This window comes from Brenneria salicis ATCC 15712 = DSM 30166, assembly GCF_003315515.1.
Classification (GTDB): Bacteria; Pseudomonadota; Gammaproteobacteria; order Enterobacterales; family Enterobacteriaceae; genus Brenneria; species Brenneria salicis.
Genome location: NZ_QNRY01000001.1, coordinates 252,902 through 274,568, shown reverse-complemented (window position 1 = coordinate 274,568; position 21,667 = coordinate 252,902). Strand labels below are relative to the sequence as shown.

Below are 21,667 nucleotides of genomic sequence, written 5' to 3'. Positions count from 1 at the left end.
GGGTCGAAAATATGTTGTCGAGTAGAGGCCGAGTTCTCACTACATGACATTTTAATAAAAATGTCACAAAACTGACGCATAATGCTCGGCGTATGCTAACCGCGACGATGACTAACGACAGGATTAACCATGGCAAGACGCATATTGGTCGTAGAGGATGAAGCACCGATTCGTGAAATGGTCTGCTTTGTTTTGGAGCAGAATGGCTATCAGCCAGTCGAAGCTGAAGATTATGACAGTGCGGTTAAGCGGCTTGCGGAGCCGTTTCCAGAACTGGTGTTGTTGGATTGGATGCTGCCCAGCGGATCGGGGCTGCAATTCATTAAGCATATGAAGCGGGAAGCGCTTACCCGCGATATCCCCGTTATGATGTTGACCGCGCGCGGCGAGGAAGAGGATCGTGTTCGCGGTCTTGAAGTCGGGGCGGATGATTACATTATCAAACCGTTCTCCCCGAAAGAGTTGGTTGCGCGCATCAAGGCCGTGATGCGGCGAATTTCACCGATGGCGGTGGAAGAAGTCATTGAAATGCGCGGCTTGAGTCTGGACCCGACTTCCCACCGGGTGACGACCGAAGAACACGCGCTGGATATGGGGCCGACAGAGTTTAAGTTGCTGCATTTCTTTATGACTCACCCGGAGCGGGTATACAGTCGGGAACAGTTGCTGAATAACGTTTGGGGCACTAACGTTTATGTTGAAGATCGTACCGTCGATGTGCATATCCGGCGGTTGCGCAAAGCACTGGAAACCAGCGGTCATGAAAAAATGGTGCAGACCGTTCGGGGAACGGGATATCGTTTTTCAACGCGTTACTGAAGGTAATTGTGCCGGAGAAACATCAACGTGCTAGAACCTCTATCGTGGAAAAGGCTGGCGTTGGAGCTGGCTTTTTTTTGCTTGCCCGCTTTATTGCTAGGGCTGATTTTTGGTTATTTGCCCTGGTTTTTACTGGCCGCAGTTTTAGCCCTCCTGTGCTGGAACTTTTATAATCAACTAAAACTTTCCTATTGGCTGTGGGTTGACCGCAGTATGACTCCGCCGTCTGGCCGCTGGAGTTGGGAACCGTTGTTTTATGGCTTGTATCAGATGCAATTGCGCAATCGCCGGCGTCGGCGTGAGTTGGCGTTGTTGATAAAGCGCTTTCGCAGCGGCGCTGAATCTCTGCCGGATGCGTTGGTCATCACCACCGAAGTGGGTTCCATCTTCTGGTGCAACCATTTGGCGCAGCATCTGTTGAACTTCCGTTGGCCGGAAGATAACGGCCAGAATATCCTCAACCTGCTGCGCTACCCTGAATTTGCTCGTTATATGAAAACGCGTGATTTCAGCAAGCCGCTGACCCTGCAACTGAACAACGGCCATCATGTTGAATTTCGCGTGATGCCGTATTCAGAGGGGCAGCTACTGATGGTGGTGCGTGATATTACGCAGATGCATCAGCTTGAGGGGGCCAGACGCAAATTTTTTGCCAATGTCAGTCATGAATTACGGACTCCTTTGACGGTGTTGCAAGGCTATCTGGAGATGATGCAGGATGAAACGCTGGATAGCTCGCTACGCAATAAGGCGCTGAACACCATGCAGGAGCATACGCGCCGTATGGAGGGATTGGTGAAGCAACTGCTGACGCTCTCAAGGATTGAAGCCGCCGCCGCCATTGATTTGAATGAGAAAGTCGATATGCCGCTGATATTGCGTGTCTTGCAGCGCGAAGCGCAAACCCTGAGTCAGGGGCGTCATGAAGTGGTGTTTCGCGTCAATGATAATCTTCAGGTCTTTGGAAATGAAGAGCAGTTGCGTAGCGCGGTGTCGAATTTGGTATATAACGCGGTCAATCATACGCCAGCCGGAACGCGCATTGAAGTGTGCTGGCAGAAGAGTCCGCAAGGGGCGCAGTTTCAGGTCAGTGATAATGGGCTGGGCATTGCGCCTAAGCATCTGCCGCGCCTGACCGAGCGCTTCTACCGCGTTGATAAAGCGCGTTCGCGACAGACGGGCGGCAGTGGATTGGGGCTGGCGATTGTGAAACATGCGCTTAGCCACCATGATTCACGGCTGGAAATCATCAGCGAAGAAGGTTTGGGGTCCCGCTTTGGGTTTACGCTGCCTAACCGGTTGATCGTCCCTGTCTCGCTGGCTGAAAACACCGTGAAACCATCTGTCTGACGGAAAACACGCTGCATGAAATTTGTCGTTAACGTTGCAGACGTTAACGGCGTGCAAGCTGACCTGTCATGAAAAAAATTCATGGCAGGTGAAAAATCTTCTGTTGCTCCATTTTTCCATGCATGAAAGGATATTTGTATTTTTAGACGTCCAGACGGCTATTATGTTTGCGCGTAACTATTTAACCAAGCAACTATTTAATCCGGTAATTCTTTCATAAAAAGACCATCTGTCAGCCGCTGTTAATGGCATAGGGATGGTAAGGAGCGACATATGGCGAAAACACTTCCGCCTTTTCGTGCGGATGTAGTCGGCAGTTTACTACGCCCGGAAGCACTCAAGCAGGCCCGTATTCAGTTTCAGACAGGCGATATTAATGCCGCCCAACTGCGCGAAGTCGAGGATCGGGAGATCTTGCGGGTGGTTGAGTTACAGCGTCAGACCGGCCTGCAGGTGGTAACCGACGGCGAGCTTCGCCGCGCCTGGTGGCATTTTGATTTCTTTGCCGGGTTGCATGGGGTGGAGCGCTATGAAGCGGAACAAGGTATTCAATTTAACGGCATTCAGACCAAATCTCATGCGATTCGGGTGGTCGATAAAGTCAGATTTAATCCGCAGCATCCCATGCTGGACCATTTCCGCTATCTGAACCGTATCGCCGGTGATGCGGTGGCGAAAATGACCATCCCCAGCCCCAGTGTGATGCATTTCCGGGGTGGCCGCAAAGCGATTGATAAGCAGGTTTACCCGGATTTGGCCGCGTATTTTGACGACCTGGCGCAAGCCTGGCGTGATGCGATTCATGCGTTCTATCAGGCGGGATGCCGTTATCTGCAACTGGATGATACCGTTTGGGGTTATCTGTGTTCCGACGATCAAAAACGCCAAATCCGCGAGCGGGGAGAAGACCCTGACCGGCTGGCGCGTACTTATGCCGATGTGCTGAATAAAGCGCTGGCGGATAAGCCTGATGATCTGACGATAGGGTTACATGTGTGTCGTGGGAATTTCCGCTCCACCTGGATCTCAGAGGGCGGTTATGAACCGGTGGCGGAAATACTGTTTGGCGAAGTCAACGTGGATGCGTTCTTCCTCGAATATGATACTGAACGTGCGGGAGGCTTCGAGCCGCTGCGATTTATCAAACCGGGACATCAGCAAGTGGTGCTGGGATTAATCACCACCAAAACCGGCGCCCTGGAAAATGTGGAAACGGTACAGGCGCGTATTGCTGAAGCGGCCAGATTTGTGGATATCAATCAAATTTGCCTCAGCCCGCAATGCGGATTTGCTTCGACTGAAGAGGGTAATTCCCTGACGGAAGCGCAGCAATGGGACAAACTGAAACGGGTGGTTGATATTGCCAGCCGCGTGTGGTGATGTTCACTAAAAGCCAACCCCGGAGACTGGCGTTCCAGCGCCGGGGTTTATCCTCTTCTACATGGCCTTTGTTCTTTAATTCCTTCTCGACTTAATGCCCTTTCGACACGATGAAAAGATGGCGCATTTCAGCCGCAATCAACATGGTGGTATGTTTTTTGTGCAATAATTTTTATTTATGATCAATTTCACGCATCATTGGTTAATTTGCATCAGTTTTATTGCGCTGATGTACTAATATATGCACAAATCATGTGTTATCTGATTTTCGATTTAAAGCCTTATATGCCAGATTATAGACATTGTTTGGTTTAAAGTTCTGGTTTTTAGAACTCGCCTTGTCTTTTCTCGCTATAAACGGTTTACTTAGCCCCCAATATGGCTGCCAGCCAAAATGTAATGTCCAAACCTGCATATTGACCGTGCGACTGACTGCCCTGATGCACAGCGGTCGCGGCACAGGTATTCCTTTTTTCGATTGAAACAGGCAACACAACATCACTATGAGTCATCGTTTAACATCCAAGGATATCGTGGCATTGGGGTTTATGACCTTTGCCTTGTTTGTCGGTGCGGGGAATATTATTTTTCCGCCGATCGTCGGGTTGCAGGCTGGCGAACAGATGTGGAGCGCGGCAATGGGTTTCCTGCTGACCGCGGTGGGCTTGCCGGTGCTGACCGTGATTGCGCTGGCGCGTGTCGGCGGAGGCATTGACGCGCTCAGTTCACCTATTGGCAAAAAAGCGGGTGTGCTGCTGGCGACGGTTTGTTATCTGGCTGTCGGCCCGTTATTTGCCACGCCGCGCACGGCAACGGTTTCTTTTGAAGTGGGCATTGCGCCGCTGGTAGGCAATGAGGCTTCTCCGTTACTGATTTATAGCCTGATTTACTTTGCGATTGTCATCGGGGTGTCGTTGTACCCAGGACGACTGCTGGACTCGGTCGGACATGTGCTGGCCCCGCTGAAAATCGCCGCGCTGACGGTGCTTGGCATTGCCGCCGTGTTCCTGCCTGCCGGCACGCATGTTCCGGCAGTCGAAGCCTATGAGCAAGTGCCGTTTTCCAGCGGTTTTGTGAACGGTTACCTCACTATGGATACCCTTGGGGCAATGGTGTTCGGGATTGTGATCGTCAATGCCGCGCGTTCGCGCGGGGTTGAAAGCGCAGCGCTGCTGACGCGCTATACCGTGTTGGCCGGTCTGATTGCGGGGATTGGTTTGACGCTGGTGTATCTCAGCCTGTTCCAGTTAGGTGCGGCCAGCGGTTCGTTGGTGCCGGAAGCGAGTAATGGGGCGGAAATTCTGCATGCCTATGTCCAGTACACCTCCGGCAATATGGGGAGCAGCTTCCTGGCATTGCTGATTTTCATCGCCTGTATGGTGACGGCGGTGGGCCTGACCTGCGCCTGCGCGGAGTTTTTCTCTCAATACCTGCCGTTCTCTTACCGTTCGCTGGTATTCGTGTTGGGCGCGTTCTCGATGGTGGTGTCGAATCTTGGTCTGAGCAACTTGATTCAACTGTCCATCCCGGTGCTGACCGCGATTTATCCGCCTTGCATCGTTCTGGTTCTGCTGAGTTTTACGCTGCGTTGGTGGAATAACCCTTCGCGTATCGTGGCGCCGGTGATGTTGATTAGTCTGTTGTTCGGCGTCATTGATGGCATAAAATCCTCCTCTTTCAAAACAGGGTTGCCTGAGTGGGCGTTGAATCTGCCGCTGAGCGAGCAAGGGTTGGCGTGGGTGCCGCCATCTCTGCTGGTGCTGCTGGCAGCCGTGATTTATGACCGCCTCTGCGGGCGTCAGGAAGTGACGGTCCATCAATAATCGGGTTCGCTTTTGATTTACGTACCACAGGCCGGGCGCCTGTGGTTTTTCTTTTGGCAGACAGGTTACTTATCTATGGAACAACAATCCGCTAAGCTCAGGCGTGGGTTAAGTACGCGGCATATTCGTTTTATCGCTCTGGGTTCGGCGATTGGTACCGGCCTTTTTTATGGTTCGGCCAGCGCCATTCAAATGGCGGGACCCAGCGTATTGCTGGCTTACCTGATCGGCGGGGTGGTGGCTTATATCATCATGCGGGCGCTGGGAGAGATGTCCGTCAATAACCCGCAGTCCAGTTCTTTCTCGCGTTATGCGCAGGATTATCTTGGCCCGTTGGCCGGCTATATCACCGGTTGGACCTACTGTTTCGAGATGCTGATTGTCGCCATCGCCGATGTGACCGCTTTCGGCATTTATATGGGCGTCTGGTTCCCGGCTGTACCGCATTGGGTGTGGGTGCTGAGCGTGGTGCTGATCATCGGCGCCATCAATCTGATGAATGTGAAAGCCTTCGGTGAACTGGAGTTCTGGCTCTCTTTCTTCAAAGTCGCCACCATTATCATCATGATCGTCGCTGGTTTCGGCATCATCATCTGGGGGATCGGCAACGGCGGCGAACCGACCGGGATCCATAATTTGTGGACCAATGGCGGGTTCTTCAGCAATGGCGTGATGGGCATGATCCTTTCTCTGCAACTGGTGATGTTCGCTTATGGCGGCGTGGAAATCATCGGGATTACGGCAGGTGAAGCGCAGGAACCGAAGAAATCCATCCCGCGCGCCATTAACTCGGTGCCGTGGCGCATTCTGGTGTTTTATGTCGGCACGTTGTTCGTCATCATGTCGATTTACCCGTGGGATCAAGTTGGCACCAACGGTAGTCCTTTTGTGCTGACGTTCCAGAATATGGGCATTCCCGCCGCCGCCGGTATCCTGAATTTCGTCGTCATCACCGCGTCCCTTTCGGCTATCAATAGCAATGTATTTGGCGTGGGACGTATGCTGCACGGTATGGCGCAACAAGGCCATGCGCCGAAAGTGTTCAGCCGCATTTCGACGCGCGGCATTCCCTGGGTGACGGTCGTCGTCATGATGCTGGCATTGTTGGTCGCGGTATACCTGAACTACATCATGCCGGGGAAAGTATTCCTGGTGATCGCATCGCTGGCGACGTTCGCCACCGTCTGGGTGTGGATCATGATCCTGTTCTCCCAGATTGCTTTTCGCCTCGGTCTGAGCCGTGATGAAGTGAAGGCGCTGGCGTTCCCGTTGCGTGGCGGGGCCATCACTTCAGCTTTCGGCATCCTGTTCCTGATCTTTATCATTGGCCTGATCGGTTACTTCCCCGATACGCGGGTTTCGCTTTATGTCGGCGTTATCTGGATTGTCCTGCTGCTGATTGGCTACATGATTAAGACGCGATATCAGCGGCAATGATATAAAAATCCGCTGATGCGGGGTGGCGCGGGGATGAAGTGAACGCTTCATCCCCGTTTGTTTTTAACGGGCCGAAATGACCTGCTGCGCCAGCGCTTGCATATCATGTCCTGTGGGCGTCTGATGCACGCGCAGATCGAATTCGGGCAGCACCGCAAACAGGTGATCAAATATATCCGCCTGTATGCCTTCGTACTCCACCCAGACGGTAGTATTGGTAAAGGCATAAATTTCCAGCGGCAGGCCTTCCGGCGTTGGCGCCAACTGACGCACCATCAGCATCATGCCGTTATGGATCCCCGGATGCGCCCGCAGATAAGCCTGAAGATAAGCGCGGAAGGTGCCCAGATTGGTTAGCCGACGTCCGTTGAGCGGTGAATTGAGGTCAATATTCGATTGCGTATTGTGCTGCTGCAACTCACTGGTTTTATTCTCGATATAGGGTGAAAGCAGCTTGCTGCGCAGCAGCCGCTCACGTTCGCTTTCGGTCATGAAATGTACGCTGGTGGTATCAATGTTGACGCTACGCTTGATGCGCCGTCCCCCTGATTCCGACATCGCGCGCCAGTTTTTGAATGAGTCCGATATCAAGGCATAGGTAGGAATGGTGGTGATGGTATTGTCCCAGTTTTTGACTTTAACCGTGGTCAGCCCGATATCGATTACCGCGCCGTCGGCGCCGTATTTCGGCATTTCCAGCCAGTCCCCCAACAACAACATGTCGTTGGCTGAAAGCTGGATACCGGCCACCAGGCCCATAATCGGATCTTTGAAAATCAGCATTAGGACGGCGGTCATGGCACCCAAGCCACTGATGAGAATCAACGGCGATTTTCCAATCAGCAATGACACCACCATGATGCCGATCACGATGGTGGCGATCAGTTTCAGACTTTGAAATATCCCCCGCAGCGGCAGTTGGGTGGCGATAGTTGAACGCGCGGAGACGGCCAGCAGAATATCAAGGAGTGAGAACAGCACCAGCAACGCGAAAACCATGATCCAGACCTGGGAACAGATCACCAGCGCTTCACGGGTTTCACTCTGGGACGGCAGCCACAGCACGACCTGAATATTGAGAATGACGCCCTGAAGCAGAAAGGCCAGACGATTAAACAGATTATGTTGGCTTAACGCTTGTTTCCAACCGGGCGCGCCGGTGGTTTCCGTTTTATGTACTGAACGTAATACCATCTTTTTCAACACTATCTGATGAAAAATCAGATGGATGATGGCTGAAATCAGCAGGATCAGTCCGACAACAATCAGTAATGCAATGATGCCCGCGTGTTGCATCCCTTCATTTTCCAGCCACAGCGCCAGGTTTTGTTGCATGTATTCTCCTTTTTTCCCGTCTGCGTTAATAGTAAGTCAATGTAAGGCTAAGGGATCGGCGTGTTCAGTCAACCTTTTGTTCTGAGAAGGGTTGTTGGGGGGAAATTTGTTTTAGGGAAAGATGAAAAATAGCGTCATGCTGCATATGAGCGGAAATGAGGACGACCGAGTGGGGCGGGTATCAAAAGTAAAAAGCCGATTGTTTGAACCAACCGGCTTTTGGCTGTCGCGTGCTAAGCAGGAACGAGCGGAGAATTACAGTTTGTCTGCGTTTTCAGACAGGTATTTCGCTACGCCGTCCGGCGATGCGCCCATACCGGTTTTCCCTTTCTCCCACTGGGCAGGGCAGACTTCGCCATGTTCTTCGTGGAATTGCAGCGCGTCAACCATACGCAGCATTTCATCAATGTTACGGCCCAGCGGCAGATCGTTAACCACCTGGTGGCGAACAATACCGTTTTTATCGATCAGGAAAGAACCACGCAGCGCCACGCCCGCGTCCGGGTGTTCGATGCCGTAGGCTTTCTGGATTTCACGCTTGATATCAGCAACCATGGCATATTTCACTTCACCAATGCCGCCTTTGTCTACCGGGGTTTTACGCCATGCGTTGTGAACGAATTCAGAGTCGAAGGAGACGCCGACCACTTCAACGCCGCGTTTTTGGAATTCAGCATAACGGTGATCGAAGGCGATCAGTTCTGACGGGCAAACGAAAGTGAAATCCATCGGCCAGAAGAAGATCACCGCCGGTTTACCGTTGATGTGTTTTTTCAGATTAAAATTTTCAACGATTTCGCCACTACCTAAAACAGCGGCAGCGGTGAAGTCAGGGGCTTCACGAGTTACCAGGACCATAATTACTCCTGTAAATTGTTGTTAATGGTGGATGGATTACCGAAATCAACACTCAGTATGGGGATTCTGGCCGGGCGAATATAGTCAAACGAACCAATCGATGAGATAGCTTTCAACGATTGAATAAATCGGCAGAACATATCAACGCCTTATATAACCTGCTCCAATGACCGAACAACCGACTTTCTTATAGTTGCCGTATCTTCGCTAGATGCATCATCACCGGATAAAATTGCCAGAAGAGCGTTTCAAATTGAAGATAGTGCCGCTCAATATCGCTGAATGAACCGGATAAGGCTGCCAGTTTGGGCCGTCTTACCGCCATTCGGTGCAGAACATCGGCGATAAACGGCAACTCCGCGTACCGTTCCAGCCAACGCTCCGGCCAAAGATAGCGATTCAGATGCTGGAAGCCCTCGGGCGTTTGCGCCAGATGCGGCGTAATTTGCAACCGGGCTTGGTTGACGAACGCAGCCAGCGGAAGCGCGGGTTCCACCTGCTGCCAATGTTTCGCCAGAAAATGATCCCACAGCACGTCAAGCGTGATCGGCGCGACCCGGCGGTGAATGTCGCTGAAATACTGACGCGCCAGTCTGACTTCCGCAAGGCTATCGGTCAGGACATCAACCCGGCGATGTAAACGGATACCGGAGACAACCTCCGCCGCATAACTATCCTGAGGATCACCGCGAACGAAATCCGCCATCAAATTGCCTAACAGCGAACTGTCGGCGAGCGTGGCTAAATGGAGGTGAGCAAGAAAATTCATCGCGCCAGTATAATGCATTCTGTGACGCAGTGCTTATTTCTTGCAGCCGGACGCGCACGGCTCTAGACTAGGCCGCCCATTTTTAATGTATGAAACAGCTAAGTGAATTGCCATGCGCGTTGCCGATTTTTCATTTGACCTTCCCCAATCACTGATTGCCCGTTATCCGCAAGCGCAGCGCAGCGGTTGCCACCTGTTGTCGCTGGATGGGCCGACGGGAAATCTGACGCATGGCATCTTTACCGACTTATTGGATGAACTGGATGCCGGCGATTTGCTGGTCTTCAACAATACGCGGGTGATCCCGGCCCGGCTGTTTGGCCGCAAGGCTAGCGGCGGCAAGCTCGAAGTGCTGGTTGAGCGTGTACTGGATGAGCACCGCGTTCTGGCGCATGTGCGCGCGTCAAAAGCGCCGAAGCCTGGCGCGGCGCTGTTGCTGGGTGATGATGAAAGCGTCAGGGCAACGATGGCGGCGCGTCACGATGCGTTGTTTGAACTGCATTTTGATGATGCCCGCGACGTATTGGCGATCCTCAATGATATCGGCCATATCCCGTTGCCGCCTTATATTGATCGGCCAGACGAGGAGTCTGACCGCGAACTCTATCAGACGGTCTACAGTCAGCGTCCGGGCGCGGTGGCGGCGCCCACCGCGGGGTTGCATTTCGATGAACCGATGCTGGCGGCTTTACGGGAAAAAGGCGTGCAGATGGCCTTCGTGACGCTGCACGTTGGCGCGGGAACTTTTCAGCCGGTGCGCGTTGAGACGATCGAGGATCATGTGATGCACGCTGAATATGCCGAAGTACCGCAGGATGTCGTCGATGCGGTGCTGGCGTGTAAAGCCCGCGGCAATCGGGTCATCGCGGTGGGAACCACCTCGGTCCGCTCGCTGGAGAGCGCGGCCCAGGCCAGTCAGGACGCGCTGCTCGCCCCGTTTTTTGGCGATACCCGTATCTTTATCTATCCCGGCTACCGCTATCAGGTGATCGACGCACTCATCACCAATTTCCATCTGCCTGAATCGACATTGATTATGCTGGTCGCGGCGTTCGCCGGATATCAACATACGATGTCCGCCTACCGGCAAGCGGTGGCTGAGCAATATCGTTTTTTCAGCTATGGAGACGCGATGTTCATCACGCGAAATCCGCAGGCTGAACAGGAACAGGTCGATTCCTGAATTACCTGCCTTCGCCGCTAAATTGAAATTGATGGCGTAACGAACTCCGGCACTATGTACGCGGTTATTGCAGAGGCGATCGGGAGCGTAGCGCGAGAAAAGGGAACGTATAACCCGGACGGGACCGGGCTGCTGATCACAGAATTAATTGTTCTGGTTTGCAATCGTACAGTTCAGCCAGTTTTTTTCTGGTGCGTTTCTGTGGTTTTGAATCAGGTGACTCCAGTTGAGAAACGGCGGCCTGGGTAATGCCGAGAGCTTTAGCCACTTCCTGTTGCGACATTCCTCGTAAAATTCTCCATGCTGCCTGTATGCTCACATCCTGATCGATATGGATACTGACCACATTGTGAGGAATGGTAACGTCATCATCATCGTCAGACACATAAGGAACACTCTCATAAAGCGCGCCATCATCTGAATTGGCAATCAGGCGTTGATACAGTTCGTATGGAACCACGGCGTACTCAGGGTTGCCATTTTTGTCGTGTATAACTTGTATGCTCATTGTCGCTCCAACATTTAATTTCGGTTGGCGAAATATCTTTCAATTTAGGAATTGGGTTGGTTTCCCCGCTTCAGTATGTTGTTGACGTTCTGCGCTTGACTTCAAGTATCTCGCAAATTTGCGGTGTGCCGTCGATTAACTCAAAGAGGATACGGTAATCGCCAACCCTTAATCTATACTGTTTGCCGGATAATTCGAGCTTTTTCAGATCCAGTTTCACATCAGGAAAGCGGGTTAATTCGCCTGCTTTATCCTTGATGCGTTTCCGGTATCTGGTGTCAATCGCGCCGAGTTGTTTTAATGCCCGTTTTGACCAACTAACCAGAACCATAATCCCTCAGTTTTTACAGAACCATACCTTGCTTGGTAATACTTATACACAATAAGCAAATAAGCTTTATTGTCAATTATAATCTTATTTGCTTATTGTTATCTTAGGTCAGGGAGACGGCGCGTCCTTGCACTGATGGTTGTTCTCTAATTAGACAGAAGGCGCACCCTGTCGGTATAAATCTATAAAAATTTACACAAGTGAAAGTTAAATAGGCGCGATGGCTGGCTTGTGGTGCGGGTTTGATGGTTGTTAGAATGCGCCTCTTTTTGCTATCCATCAGACTGTTTTTCTGATGCCGGAGGCTAAGTGAAGTTCCAGTTACAAACAACAGATGGCCGCGCCCGGCGCGGCAAATTGACTTTTGAACGTGGCGTGGTGGAAACCCCGGCTTTTATGCCGGTGGGGACTTACGGTACGGTCAAAGGCATGACGCCGGAAGAGGTAAAAGACACCGGCGCGCAGATCCTGCTCGGCAATACCTTCCACCTGTGGTTGCGTCCTGGTCAGGAAATTATGAAGCTGCACGGCGATTTGCATGATTTCATGCAGTGGCATGGCCCGATCCTCACCGATTCCGGCGGTTTCCAGGTTTTCAGCCTGGGCGATATCCGCAAAATTACGGAAGAGGGCGTTCACTTCCGCAACCCCATCAATGGCGATGCAATTTTTCTCAGCCCGGAAAAATCAATGGAGATTCAGTATGATCTCGGTTCCGACATCGTCATGATTTTTGATGAGTGCACGCCTTACCCCGCCGACTGGGATTACGCCAAGCGCTCGATGGAAATGTCATTGCGTTGGGCTAGGCGCAGTCGTCAGCGTTTCAACGCATTGAATAATCACAATGCGCTGTTCGGCATTATTCAGGGTGGTGTTTACGAAGATTTACGAGATGTATCGGTAAAAGGGCTGGTAGACATTGGTTTTGATGGGTACGCTGTGGGCGGTTTGGCGGTCGGCGAACCGAAAGCGGACATGCATCGCATTCTGGAACATGTCTGCCCGCAGATACCGGAAGATAAGCCGCGTTATCTGATGGGCGTCGGCAAGCCGGAAGATTTGGTGGAAGGTGTCCGGCGCGGCATTGATATGTTCGACTGTGTTATGCCGACGCGTAATGCGCGTAACGGTCATCTGTTTGTGACTGACGGCGTGGTGAAAATCCGTAATGCCAGGCATAAGGATGATGTCAGCCCGCTTGATGAACATTGTGATTGTTATACGTGTCGCAGTTATAGCTGCGCTTACTTGCATCATCTTGACCGTTGCAACGAAATACTCGGCGCACGGCTCAATACCATTCATAATTTGCGTTATTATCAACGTTTGATGGCGGGTTTACGTCAGGCCATTGAAGAGGGTAAATTAGAGCACTTTGTGGTGGAGTTTTACCAACGGATAGGAAAACCCATTCCGCCGCTTGCTGAAAAAGACGTTGCGCAGAGCAATTAACGGCTGGCTTTAATGTGGATCCTGTATTATTCAATTTCGTCGTCTTGATAACTTATCTTTTTGACAAAAAAGAGGAAATATAAATGAGTCTTTTTATCTCCGATGCTGTGGCAGCAACTGGCGCTCCGGCTCAGGGAAGCCCGTACTCTCTGGTTATTATGCTGGCCGTTTTCGGTCTGATTTTCTACTTTATGATCCTGCGTCCTCAGCAAAAGCGCGCCAAGGAACATAAAAAGTTAATGGATTCCATCAGCAAGGGCGATGAAGTCCTGACCACCGGCGGTCTGGTAGGCCGTGTGACCAAAGTTTCCGAGACGGGCTACATCGCCATTGCGCTGAACGAAACCAATGAAGTGGTCATCAAACGTGATTTCGTGGCTGCCGTGCTGCCGAAGGGCACTATCAAGGCTCTGTAATTTTTGATTTTCCCGAAGGGAACTGCCGTGTTAAACCGTTATCCTTTGTGGAAGTACCTGACGCTGATCGTGGCTTTGGTCATCGGTCTGCTTTATGCGCTTCCTAACCTCTATGGTGAGGATCCGGCGGTACAAGTTACTGGCGCGCGGGGAACCGCCGCCAGCGAAACGACGCTGATCCAAGTCCAGAATGTCCTAAAAGAACAAAATATCACCAGTAAGTCAATTGCATTGGAAAATGGTGCGATTCTGGCTCGCTTCTCTAATCCGGACGTACAGATCCGTGCGCGCGAAGCCCTCCTGAGCGAATTGGGCGACAAATTTGTGGTGGCGCTCAACCTGGCGCCGGCTACCCCGACCTGGCTGCGTGTTCTGGGCGCGGAGCCGATGAAGCTCGGCCTTGATCTGCGCGGCGGCGTTCACTTCCTGATGGAAGTGGATATGGATACGGCGCTGGGTAAACTGCAAGAGCAGGCGATGGATTCTTTACGCAGCGATCTGCGTGAGAAAAATATTCCTTACGCCGCAGTGCGTAAAACCGACAACTATGGCGTCGAAATCCGTTTCCGCGATGGGCAGACGCGTGATGAAGGCGTCAGCTATCTGACGCCCCGCCACCGTGATTTGGTCATCAGCGGCGGCAGCGGCAATCTGCTGCGGGCGGTAATGAGCGATGAACGTCTGCGTGAAGCGCGTGAATATGCCGTTCAGCAGAACATCAATATCCTGCGTAACCGGGTGAACCAACTGGGGGTCGCCGAACCGCTGGTGCAACGTCAGGGCGCGGATCGCATTGTGGTTGAATTGCCGGGCATCCAGGACACCGCGCGGGCCAAAGAAATTTTGGGCGCGACGGCGACGCTGGAATTCCGGCTGGTGAACAGCGATGCCGATGCGACCGCGGCGGCCAATGGCCGTGTGCCGGGCGATTCCGAAGTGAAAAACATGCGTGACGGTTCGCCGGTCGTGCTGTTCAAGCGTGTGATTCTGACGGGCGATCACATCACGGATTCAACGTCGAGCACGGATGAATACAACCGTCCGCAGGTGAATATTTCGCTGGACAGCGCCGGCGGCAACACCATGTCCAACTTCACCAAAGACAGCATCGGCAAACTGATGGCGACGCTGTTTGTCGAATACAAAGACAGCGGCAAGAAAGACGCCGCCGGACGGGCGATTCTGGAGAAACAGGAAGAAGTGATCAACGTGGCGACGATCCAGTCGCGTCTGGGGAACAGCTTCCGTATCACCGGCATCGACAATCCGAATGAAGCCCGCCAGCTTTCCCTGTTATTGCGCGCCGGCGCATTGATTGCGCCCATCCAGATTGTGGAGGAGCGGACCATCGGGCCGACGCTGGGGATGCAGAATATCACTCAGGGTCTGGAAGCCTGTTTGTGGGGCTTGATCGCATCCATCGTCTTTATGGTGGTGTACTACCGTAAATTCGGCGTGATTGCGACAACCGCGCTGGTGGCGAATCTGGTGATGATCGTCGGCATCATGTCCTTGTTGCCGGGGGCAACGTTAACCATGCCGGGTATTGCCGGTATTGTATTGACGCTGGCGGTGGCTGTTGATGCGAACGTATTGATAAACGAGCGTATTAAAGAAGAACTGAAAAACGGACGTTCAGTCCAGCAAGCGATTCACGAAGGTTACAAAGGCGCATTCTCCAGTATCGTGGATGCCAACCTGACGACCTTGATTACGGCCGTGATCCTTTATGCTGTGGGGACGGGTTCAATCAAAGGTTTTGCCATCACCACGGCAATCGGGGTGGCGACCTCGATGTTTACGGCGATCGTCGGTACTCGTGCCATCGTTAACCTGCTTTACGGCGGCAAACGCATTAACAAGCTGTCAATCTGAGGAGTGCGTTGTGGCACAGGACTATACTGTTGAACAACTCAACTACGGCCGCAAGGTGTATGACTTTATGCGTTGGGACAATGTGGCGTTCCTGATTTCAGGTTCGTTGCTGATCCTCTCGCTGATCGTCATGGGCGTACGTGGTTTTAACTGGGGGTTGGACTTCACCGGCGGTACGGTGATTGAGATCAACCTCGAAAAACCCGCCGATCTGGATCAGATCCGTGATTCGCTGGAAAAAGCCGGTTTTAACGATCCGCTGATCCAGAATTTCGGCAGCAGCCGTGACGTCATGGTGCGTATGCCGCCAAGCGTCGGTACATCCGGTCAGGAGTTGGGGAGCCGGGTGTTGAGCGTGATCAACGCCGGGACGGAACAACACGCGACAGTAAAACGAATCGAGTTTGTTGGTCCCAGCGTGGGCAGCGATCTGGCGCAGGCAGGCGGCATGGCGCTGCTGAGCGCGCTGATCTGTATCCTGATCTATGTCGGTTTTCGCTTTGAGTGGCGTCTGGCGCTAGGGGCGGTGATTGCGCTCGCGCATGATGTGATTATCACGCTGGGGGTATTGTCGCTTTTCAAGATAGAGATTGACCTGACGATCGTCGCCTCGTTGATGTCGGTTATCGGCTACTCGCTGAACGACAGCATCGTGGTGTCGGACCGTATTCGTGAGAACTTCCGCAAGATCCGCCGCGGGACGCCTTATGAAATCATGAATATCTCGCTGACCCAGACGCTGAGCCGTACCATCATGACCTCCGCCACCACGCTGGTGGTGGTGTTGATGCTGTATATCTTTGGCGGCGCGATGCTGGAAGGCTTCTCGCTGGCGATGCTGATCGGCGTGTCGATCGGTACGGTGTCTTCCATCTATGTCGCATCGGCATTGGCGTTGAAACTGGGTATGAAGCGCGAACACTTGCTGATACAGAAAGTCGAAAAAGAGGGCGCGGATCAGCCTTCGATTCTGCCTTAATCAATCAGATGCAATTTAAACCCCGCTGCGCGCGGGGTTTTTTACGTCTGCACGTCTGAAATTGACCGGATCACGGCGCTTCGATGGCCGCGACGGGCGGCGGCGCCGATACTTCTTCCAGACGATGTAAACGAATAAAGCCTAACTGTTCCGGTGACAATCCGCTGAGACGTAGTTCAACCACCGCTTCAGATTTCGGCAACAGCGTGGGCGTTACGATAAATGATTGCGTCTGTATATCACGGGTTAATGGCTTGCCGCTGACGGGATCGATTTGTCCCCAGTCCAGTTGCGCGCTGAACGCCGGAAGACCGCTCGCGTCGCTGGTGCGAATATGCAGCAAGGCACGCGTGCCGTTGGCTTCGGATTCGACATGACTGAGTGAGATGCTGAGTTTGCCAATACCGCTCTGCAAAATCGCATGACTTTGCGCGGCAGGAAGCAGATACACGCCAACAGTCGATTGAACATTCAGTGAGTTCTGTTGTTCCAGGGCGATGGACTGGTCAGTAAGTGTTTGCAACTGCTGATTTAACTGACTCAACTGATTCTGTAATGCCGGCGCCTGGCGTTGTTGTGTGCAGCCAGCCAGAATAAATAAAGCGGGTAAAATCGCCAACATACGATATCGGGTTCGGGTTCTCATCTCTGCTGTTCCCCTTGGATGTTTTATTAATACTAATCCTTGATTCCTTTTTCTGACAGTGTAGCTGCGATTACGGGTAAGTCATAGACGACCGGCTTTTTTCATGCTGTTGCCTGAGCATGCGAGTCCCCTCGCAACAACGCGCAGGAGTTTTGGTTACTTGCTTAATTCAGGGTAAACTGTCTCTACGTAAAGGATCTCTGGTCAGAAAACATCATGCATTGCCCATTTTGTTCCGCTGTTGATACCAAAGTTATTGATTCCCGTCTGGTGGGTGAGGGCTCGCAGGTGCGCCGACGTCGGCAATGTCTGATGTGTAATGAGCGTTTTACCACATTCGAAATCGCGGAGTTGGTCATGCCGCGCATCATAAAAAGCAACGATGTGCGTGAGCCTTTCAACGAGGATAAATTACGAAGCGGCATGCTTAAAGCGCTGGAAAAGCGGCCTGTCAGTTCCGATGATGTTGAGATGGCGATCAATCACATCAAATCTCATTTACGTGCCACGGGCGAGCGTGAAGTGACCGCCAAAATGGTGGGCAATCTGGTTATGGATGCGCTTAAAAAACTGGATAAGGTGGCTTATATCCGGTTTGCATCGGTGTATCGCAGCTTTGAGGATATTCGTGAATTTGGTGAAGAAATTGCCCGCTTACAAGATTAAGTCTGATGTAACGGTTTATTGGTCGTCAAAAACAAGAGGTTCAGGGAATGGCAATTCCGCAATGTAAAGCGATGCCGGCGCACGATGAGCCATACATGGCCAGGGCGCTTGAACTGGCGCGTCTTGGCCGTTTTACCACTTCCCCTAATCCGAATGTCGGCTGTGTGATTGTGCGTGACGGCGAAATTGTCGGTGAAGGCTATCACCTGCGCGCGGGAGAGCCTCATGCGGAAGTGCATGCGCTGCGGATGGCGGGAGAGCGAGCTCGTGGCGCGACCGCGTATGTCACGCTGGAGCCATGTAGTCATCATGGCAGAACCCCGCCTTGCGCCGATGCGCTTATCGCTGCGGGAGTTGCACGCGTTGTCGCCGCGATGCAGGACCCAAACCCACAGGTGGCGGGACGCGGTTTGCATCGTCTGCAACAGGCCGGTCTCGAGGTGAATCATGGCCTGATGATGTCTGAAGCGGAGAATATTAATCCTGGTTTTCTGAAGCGGATGCGCACCGGACTGCCTTATGTGCGTTTGAAAATGGCGGCGTCGCTGGATGGACGAACGGCAATGGCGTCAGGCGAAAGCCAGTGGATCACCTCGGCGCAGGCGCGGCATGACGTGCAGCGTTTTCGTGCCGAAAGCGCCGCAATTCTCAGCAGCAGCGCAACCATACTGGCCGACGATCCCTCATTAACAGTGCGTTGGCCGGAACTGGGCGCACAGACGCAGCGGATTTACCCTCAAGCGCATGTCCGTCAGCCTGTACGTATTATTGTTGATAGCCAACAGCGTGTAACGCCACAGCATCGGGTTATTTCTCAGCTAGGCCAAACCTGGCTGGCGCGTCTTCAGCAGGATGAACAGCGTTGGCCTGACGGTGTCGAACAACTACGGTTGCCGCCGTACCAAGGCGGTGTGGATTTGGTCGCATTGATGATGATCCTCGGTAAGCGGCAGATCAACTCGGTGTGGGTGGAGGCCGGGGCGACGCTGGCGGGCGCCTTACTCAACGCGGGCGTGGTTGACGAGCTTATCGTATATCTCGCGCCGAAGCTTTTAGGCGATAGCGCTCGTCCGTTATGCGTGTTGCCGGGGTTGAATGAACTGTCGCAGGCGCCGGCGTTTACCATCAATGATGTCCGCCAGATCGGGCCGGACCTGCGTTTACGGTTGATGCCGAAAACGTGACGCCAGACAAAACCGGATACGTAATCGGAAGAATATGATAGAATCCGCCCCCTGCGGGGTATAAGACCAGATAAAGGAAAGCTATGAACGTTATTGAAGGTGTTGTTGCTACTCCTGATGCCCGCGTGGCGATTGCAATTGCGCGTTTTAACCACTTCATTAATGACAGCCTGTTAGAAGGCGCGATCGATGCATTAAAGCGTATTGGTCAGGTGAAAGACGACAATATTACCGTCGTCTGGGTGCCAGGCGCCTATGAGTTGCCTTTAGCCGTGCGTGCACTGACCAAGAGTTCGGCAAATGGCGGCTATGATGCGGTGGTTGCGCTGGGAACGGTTATCCGTGGCGGAACCGCCCATTTTGAATTTGTTGCCGGCGAATGCAGTTCCGGTTTGTCTCAGGTTGCCATGAGCAGTGAAATCCCCGTTGCATTTGGGGTGCTGACGACGGAAAACATTGAGCAGGCGATTGAACGTGCTGGCACGAAAGCGGGTAATAAAGGTGCAGAAGCTGCCCTGACCGCGCTGGAAATGATTAATGTATTAAAAGCGATATCCTGAATAATTCGAGTTGCAGGAAAGCCAACGCACCTGCAACTTGGATATATCAAGTAAGCCTGATTATTAAGTTAAGGGGAAGTCCGTGAAACCTGCTGCTCGTCGCCGCGCCCGTGAATGTGCGGTTCAAGTGCTTTATTCCTGGCAGTTGTCTCAGAACGATATTGCCGATATTGAACACCAATTCCTGAGCGAGCAGGATGTCAAAGATGTCGACATCACCTATTTTCGTGAGTTGCTGGCAGGGGTGTCTACTCAGGCTGAGAAGCTTGATCTGTTGATGGAGCCTTTTCTGTCACGTCAGCTTGATGAACTGGGGCAGGTGGAAAGAGCGATTCTGCGTCTGGCGATGTTTGAGCTCAGTAAGCGCGACGATGTTCCCTACAAGGTGGCGATTAACGAGGCCATCGAACTGGCTAAGGTGTTTGGTGCGGAGGATAGCCATAAGTTTGTCAATGGCGTACTCGACAAGGCCGCGCCATCTGTAAGAAAGATAAAGAAATAAGTGAGTCAGGGCCGGATATCCGGCCCTGGTCTTTTGAATTAAACGCTGGCTGGAAAGGTTATGGTTGAAGGTGAGTTTGACCTTATTGCCCGCTATTTCAATCGGGTCGGAAGTTCACGTCGGGATGTTGAGTTAGGTATCGGTGACGATTGCGCGTTGCTGACGGTGGCTGAAAAGCAGTGGCTGGCGGTGAGTACCGATACGCTGGTATCCGGTGTTCATTTTCTTCCCGATATTAATCCCGCTGATTTGGGTTACAAATCATTGGCGGTGAATCTTAGCGATCTGGCCGCGATGGGGGCCGATCCCGCCTGGCTGTCTCTGGCCATCACTCTGCCTGAAAACAAAAGCGACTGGCTTTGCGCCTATAGCGATAGCCTGTTCGAGTTACTCGACTATTACGGTATGCAACTTATCGGCGGCGATACGACGCACGGCCCGTTAAGTTTGACGCTGACGGTTCACGGTCTGGTTCCCGCGGGACGAGCGTTAACCCGGCGTGGCGCGCGAATCGGCGATTGGATTTATGTGACGGGTTCATTGGGCGACAGCGCCGCTGGACTGGCGATCCTTCAGAACCGATTACACATTGCCGATAGCGAAACCCGGCAAGCGTTGCTTCAACGCCATCTACGCCCGCAACCAAGAATACTGCAAGGTCAGGCGCTGCGCGATCTGGCAAGTTCGGCGATTGATGTTTCCGACGGTTTGATTTCTGATTTGCAACATATCCTGAAAGCCAGTGAATGCGGCGCACGTATTAATGTGGATACACTCCCTCAATCTCCCTGGTTGCGCAGTTGTATGGATGAACGGCGCATTGATGCGGATCAGGCGCTGCGTTGGACCTTATCCGGTGGTGAGGATTACGAACTGTGCTTTACCGTACCTGAGATTAATCGCGGCGCTTTGGATATCGCGCTCGGACACGCTGGCGCGGACTTTACGTGTATCGGGCAAATCGGGCCTTCATCTGAGGGATTACGATTCTTCCAGGGTGAGAAAGAAATTGAGTTTAACTGGAAGGGTTATGACCATTTTAGCGAGCAAAACTAAAGTGCCTGACACCGCCAGGCAACGGCTGCATCTGGCTAATCCATGGCATCTGTTGGCGACCGGATTCGGTAGCGGTTTATCACCCTGGATGCCTGGCACAATGGGCTCGCTGGCGGCGATCCCATTGTGGTATCTGATATCATTTCTGCCACTTGAGCTTTACTCGCTGCTGGTGATGTTCAGCATCTGTATCGGCGTGTATCTGTGTCATCAGACGGCCAAAGATATGGGCGTGCACGATCACGGCAGCATCGTCTGGGACGAGTTTATCGGCATGTGGATAACACTGATGGCGTTGCCGGTGAATGAGTGGCAATGGGTTGCGGCGGGTTTTGTGTTGTTTCGTGGTCTGGATATCTGGAAACCGTGGCCTATCCGCTGGTTTGACCGTAATGTCCACGGCGGCATGGGGATCATGATTGATGATATTGTCGCCGGTGTCATTGCCGCCGGAGTCCTGTATGGCATGGGATATTATTGGCTGTAATCAACGGTGTCCCCGTGGGGTATCGGCATACGCCGCGAAAGATTGGTT

The 21,667-nt window shown here is 52.6% G+C and carries 22 protein-coding genes; 16 read left to right on the top strand and 6 right to left on the bottom strand.

Features of this window, described 5'->3' with window-relative positions; all coding sequences use genetic code 11:
* Positions 1-129 precede the first annotated feature (129 nt).
* From phoB to proY, 5 genes are all read left to right on the top strand, one after another.
* On the top strand, positions 130-819 hold the full coding sequence (gene phoB, locus DES54_RS01335) for a phosphate response regulator transcription factor PhoB (RefSeq protein ID WP_113864814.1): 690 nt from the start codon (positions 130-132) through the stop codon (positions 817-819).
* Between the two features lie 27 nt (positions 820-846).
* Entirely contained in the window at positions 847-2,169 is a 1,323-nt protein-coding gene (phoR, locus tag DES54_RS01330) for a phosphate regulon sensor histidine kinase PhoR (RefSeq protein WP_113864813.1), read from the top strand.
* 273 nt (positions 2,170-2,442) lie between these two features.
* Entirely contained in the window at positions 2,443-3,549 is a 1,107-nt protein-coding gene (locus DES54_RS01320; RefSeq protein ID WP_113864811.1) for a cobalamin-independent methionine synthase II family protein, read from the top strand.
* 503 nt (positions 3,550-4,052) lie between these two features.
* Positions 4,053-5,372 carry a branched-chain amino acid transport system II carrier protein gene (gene brnQ / locus DES54_RS01315; RefSeq protein WP_113864810.1) on the top strand — a complete coding sequence of 440 codons (1,320 nt, stop codon included), beginning with the start codon at positions 4,053-4,055 and terminating at the stop codon, positions 5,370-5,372.
* A gap of 75 nt (positions 5,373-5,447) precedes the next feature.
* Positions 5,448-6,809 (top strand): proline-specific permease ProY, encoded by a 1,362-nt coding sequence (proY, locus tag DES54_RS01310; RefSeq protein ID WP_113864809.1) that lies wholly within the window; start codon positions 5,448-5,450, stop codon positions 6,807-6,809.
* A gap of 63 nt (positions 6,810-6,872) precedes the next feature.
* Here the strand turns inward: proY and DES54_RS01305 are convergent, their stop codons facing one another.
* The 3 genes from DES54_RS01305 to DES54_RS01295 all read right to left on the bottom strand — a co-directional run bounded on the left by DES54_RS01305 (position 6,873) and on the right by DES54_RS01295 (position 9,771).
* Positions 6,873-8,144 carry a mechanosensitive ion channel family protein gene (locus tag DES54_RS01305; protein ID WP_113864808.1) on the bottom strand — a complete coding sequence of 424 codons (1,272 nt, stop codon included), beginning with the start codon at positions 8,142-8,144 and terminating at the stop codon, positions 6,873-6,875.
* A gap of 255 nt (positions 8,145-8,399) precedes the next feature.
* Positions 8,400-9,002, bottom strand: coding sequence for a peroxiredoxin C (locus tag DES54_RS01300; RefSeq protein ID WP_113864807.1), 603 nt, complete (start codon positions 9,000-9,002; stop codon positions 8,400-8,402).
* 187 nt (positions 9,003-9,189) lie between these two features.
* Entirely contained in the window at positions 9,190-9,771 is a 582-nt protein-coding gene (locus tag DES54_RS01295) for an acyl carrier protein phosphodiesterase (RefSeq protein ID WP_113864864.1), read from the bottom strand.
* Positions 9,772-9,883: 112 nt separating this feature from the next.
* On the opposite strand from DES54_RS01295, the gene queA reads away from it, so the two are divergent.
* The gene (gene queA, locus DES54_RS01290; RefSeq protein ID WP_113864806.1) at positions 9,884-10,954 is read left to right on the top strand and encodes a tRNA preQ1(34) S-adenosylmethionine ribosyltransferase-isomerase QueA; all 1,071 of its coding nucleotides are present in this window, start codon (positions 9,884-9,886) and stop codon (positions 10,952-10,954) included.
* 136 nt (positions 10,955-11,090) lie between these two features.
* On the opposite strand, the gene DES54_RS01285 is transcribed toward queA, so the two are convergent.
* Complete coding sequence (locus tag DES54_RS01285) at positions 11,091-11,462, bottom strand: helix-turn-helix domain-containing protein (protein ID WP_113864805.1); 372 nt, start codon at positions 11,460-11,462, stop codon at positions 11,091-11,093.
* A gap of 70 nt (positions 11,463-11,532) precedes the next feature.
* Entirely contained in the window at positions 11,533-11,793 is a 261-nt protein-coding gene (locus DES54_RS01280; protein ID WP_113864804.1) for a type II toxin-antitoxin system RelE family toxin, read from the bottom strand.
* Positions 11,794-12,102: 309 nt separating this feature from the next.
* Between DES54_RS01280 and tgt the strand changes: the two genes are divergently transcribed.
* The 4 genes from tgt (at position 12,103) to secF (ending at position 16,518) form a co-directional block, all read left to right on the top strand.
* Positions 12,103-13,248 (top strand): tRNA guanosine(34) transglycosylase Tgt, encoded by a 1,146-nt coding sequence (gene tgt, locus DES54_RS01275; protein WP_113864803.1) that lies wholly within the window; start codon positions 12,103-12,105, stop codon positions 13,246-13,248.
* An 83-nt stretch (positions 13,249-13,331) separates the two neighbouring features.
* Positions 13,332-13,664, top strand: a complete 333-nt coding sequence (gene yajC, locus DES54_RS01270; RefSeq protein ID WP_012773703.1) for a preprotein translocase subunit YajC — start codon at positions 13,332-13,334, stop codon at positions 13,662-13,664.
* A gap of 27 nt (positions 13,665-13,691) precedes the next feature.
* Positions 13,692-15,539, top strand: a complete 1,848-nt coding sequence (secD, locus tag DES54_RS01265) for a protein translocase subunit SecD (protein WP_113864802.1) — start codon at positions 13,692-13,694, stop codon at positions 15,537-15,539.
* 10 nt (positions 15,540-15,549) lie between these two features.
* Positions 15,550-16,518: a protein translocase subunit SecF gene (gene secF, locus DES54_RS01260; protein WP_113864801.1), complete on the top strand. Its 969-nt coding sequence runs from the start codon at positions 15,550-15,552 to the stop codon at positions 16,516-16,518.
* Between the two features lie 70 nt (positions 16,519-16,588).
* Here secF and DES54_RS01255 read toward each other — a convergent pair whose 3' ends face one another.
* Positions 16,589-17,164, bottom strand: a complete 576-nt coding sequence (locus tag DES54_RS01255) for a SadB/YajI family lipoprotein (protein WP_113864800.1) — start codon at positions 17,162-17,164, stop codon at positions 16,589-16,591.
* 216 nt (positions 17,165-17,380) lie between these two features.
* Here DES54_RS01255 and nrdR point away from each other — a divergent pair, with 216 nt between their 5' ends.
* The 6 genes from nrdR to pgpA all read left to right on the top strand — a co-directional run bounded on the left by nrdR (position 17,381) and on the right by pgpA (position 21,619).
* A complete protein-coding gene (nrdR, locus tag DES54_RS01250) occupies positions 17,381-17,830 on the top strand; it encodes a transcriptional regulator NrdR (protein ID WP_113864799.1) in 450 nt (149 codons plus the stop codon).
* A gap of 47 nt (positions 17,831-17,877) precedes the next feature.
* A complete protein-coding gene (gene ribD / locus DES54_RS01245) occupies positions 17,878-19,014 on the top strand; it encodes a bifunctional diaminohydroxyphosphoribosylaminopyrimidine deaminase/5-amino-6-(5-phosphoribosylamino)uracil reductase RibD (protein ID WP_240634897.1) in 1,137 nt (378 codons plus the stop codon).
* Between the two features lie 83 nt (positions 19,015-19,097).
* Complete coding sequence (gene ribH / locus DES54_RS01240) at positions 19,098-19,574, top strand: 6,7-dimethyl-8-ribityllumazine synthase (protein ID WP_113864798.1); 477 nt, start codon at positions 19,098-19,100, stop codon at positions 19,572-19,574.
* An 82-nt stretch (positions 19,575-19,656) separates the two neighbouring features.
* Positions 19,657-20,076 carry a transcription antitermination factor NusB gene (nusB, locus tag DES54_RS01235; RefSeq protein ID WP_113864797.1) on the top strand — a complete coding sequence of 140 codons (420 nt, stop codon included), beginning with the start codon at positions 19,657-19,659 and terminating at the stop codon, positions 20,074-20,076.
* A gap of 60 nt (positions 20,077-20,136) precedes the next feature.
* Positions 20,137-21,132 carry a thiamine-phosphate kinase gene (gene thiL, locus DES54_RS01230; protein WP_113864796.1) on the top strand — a complete coding sequence of 332 codons (996 nt, stop codon included), beginning with the start codon at positions 20,137-20,139 and terminating at the stop codon, positions 21,130-21,132.
* Positions 21,107-21,619 (top strand): phosphatidylglycerophosphatase A, encoded by a 513-nt coding sequence (pgpA, locus tag DES54_RS01225; RefSeq protein WP_113864795.1) that lies wholly within the window; start codon positions 21,107-21,109, stop codon positions 21,617-21,619. Before thiL ends, pgpA begins: the two co-directional genes overlap by 26 nt.
* Positions 21,620-21,667: the final 48 nt, after the last annotated feature.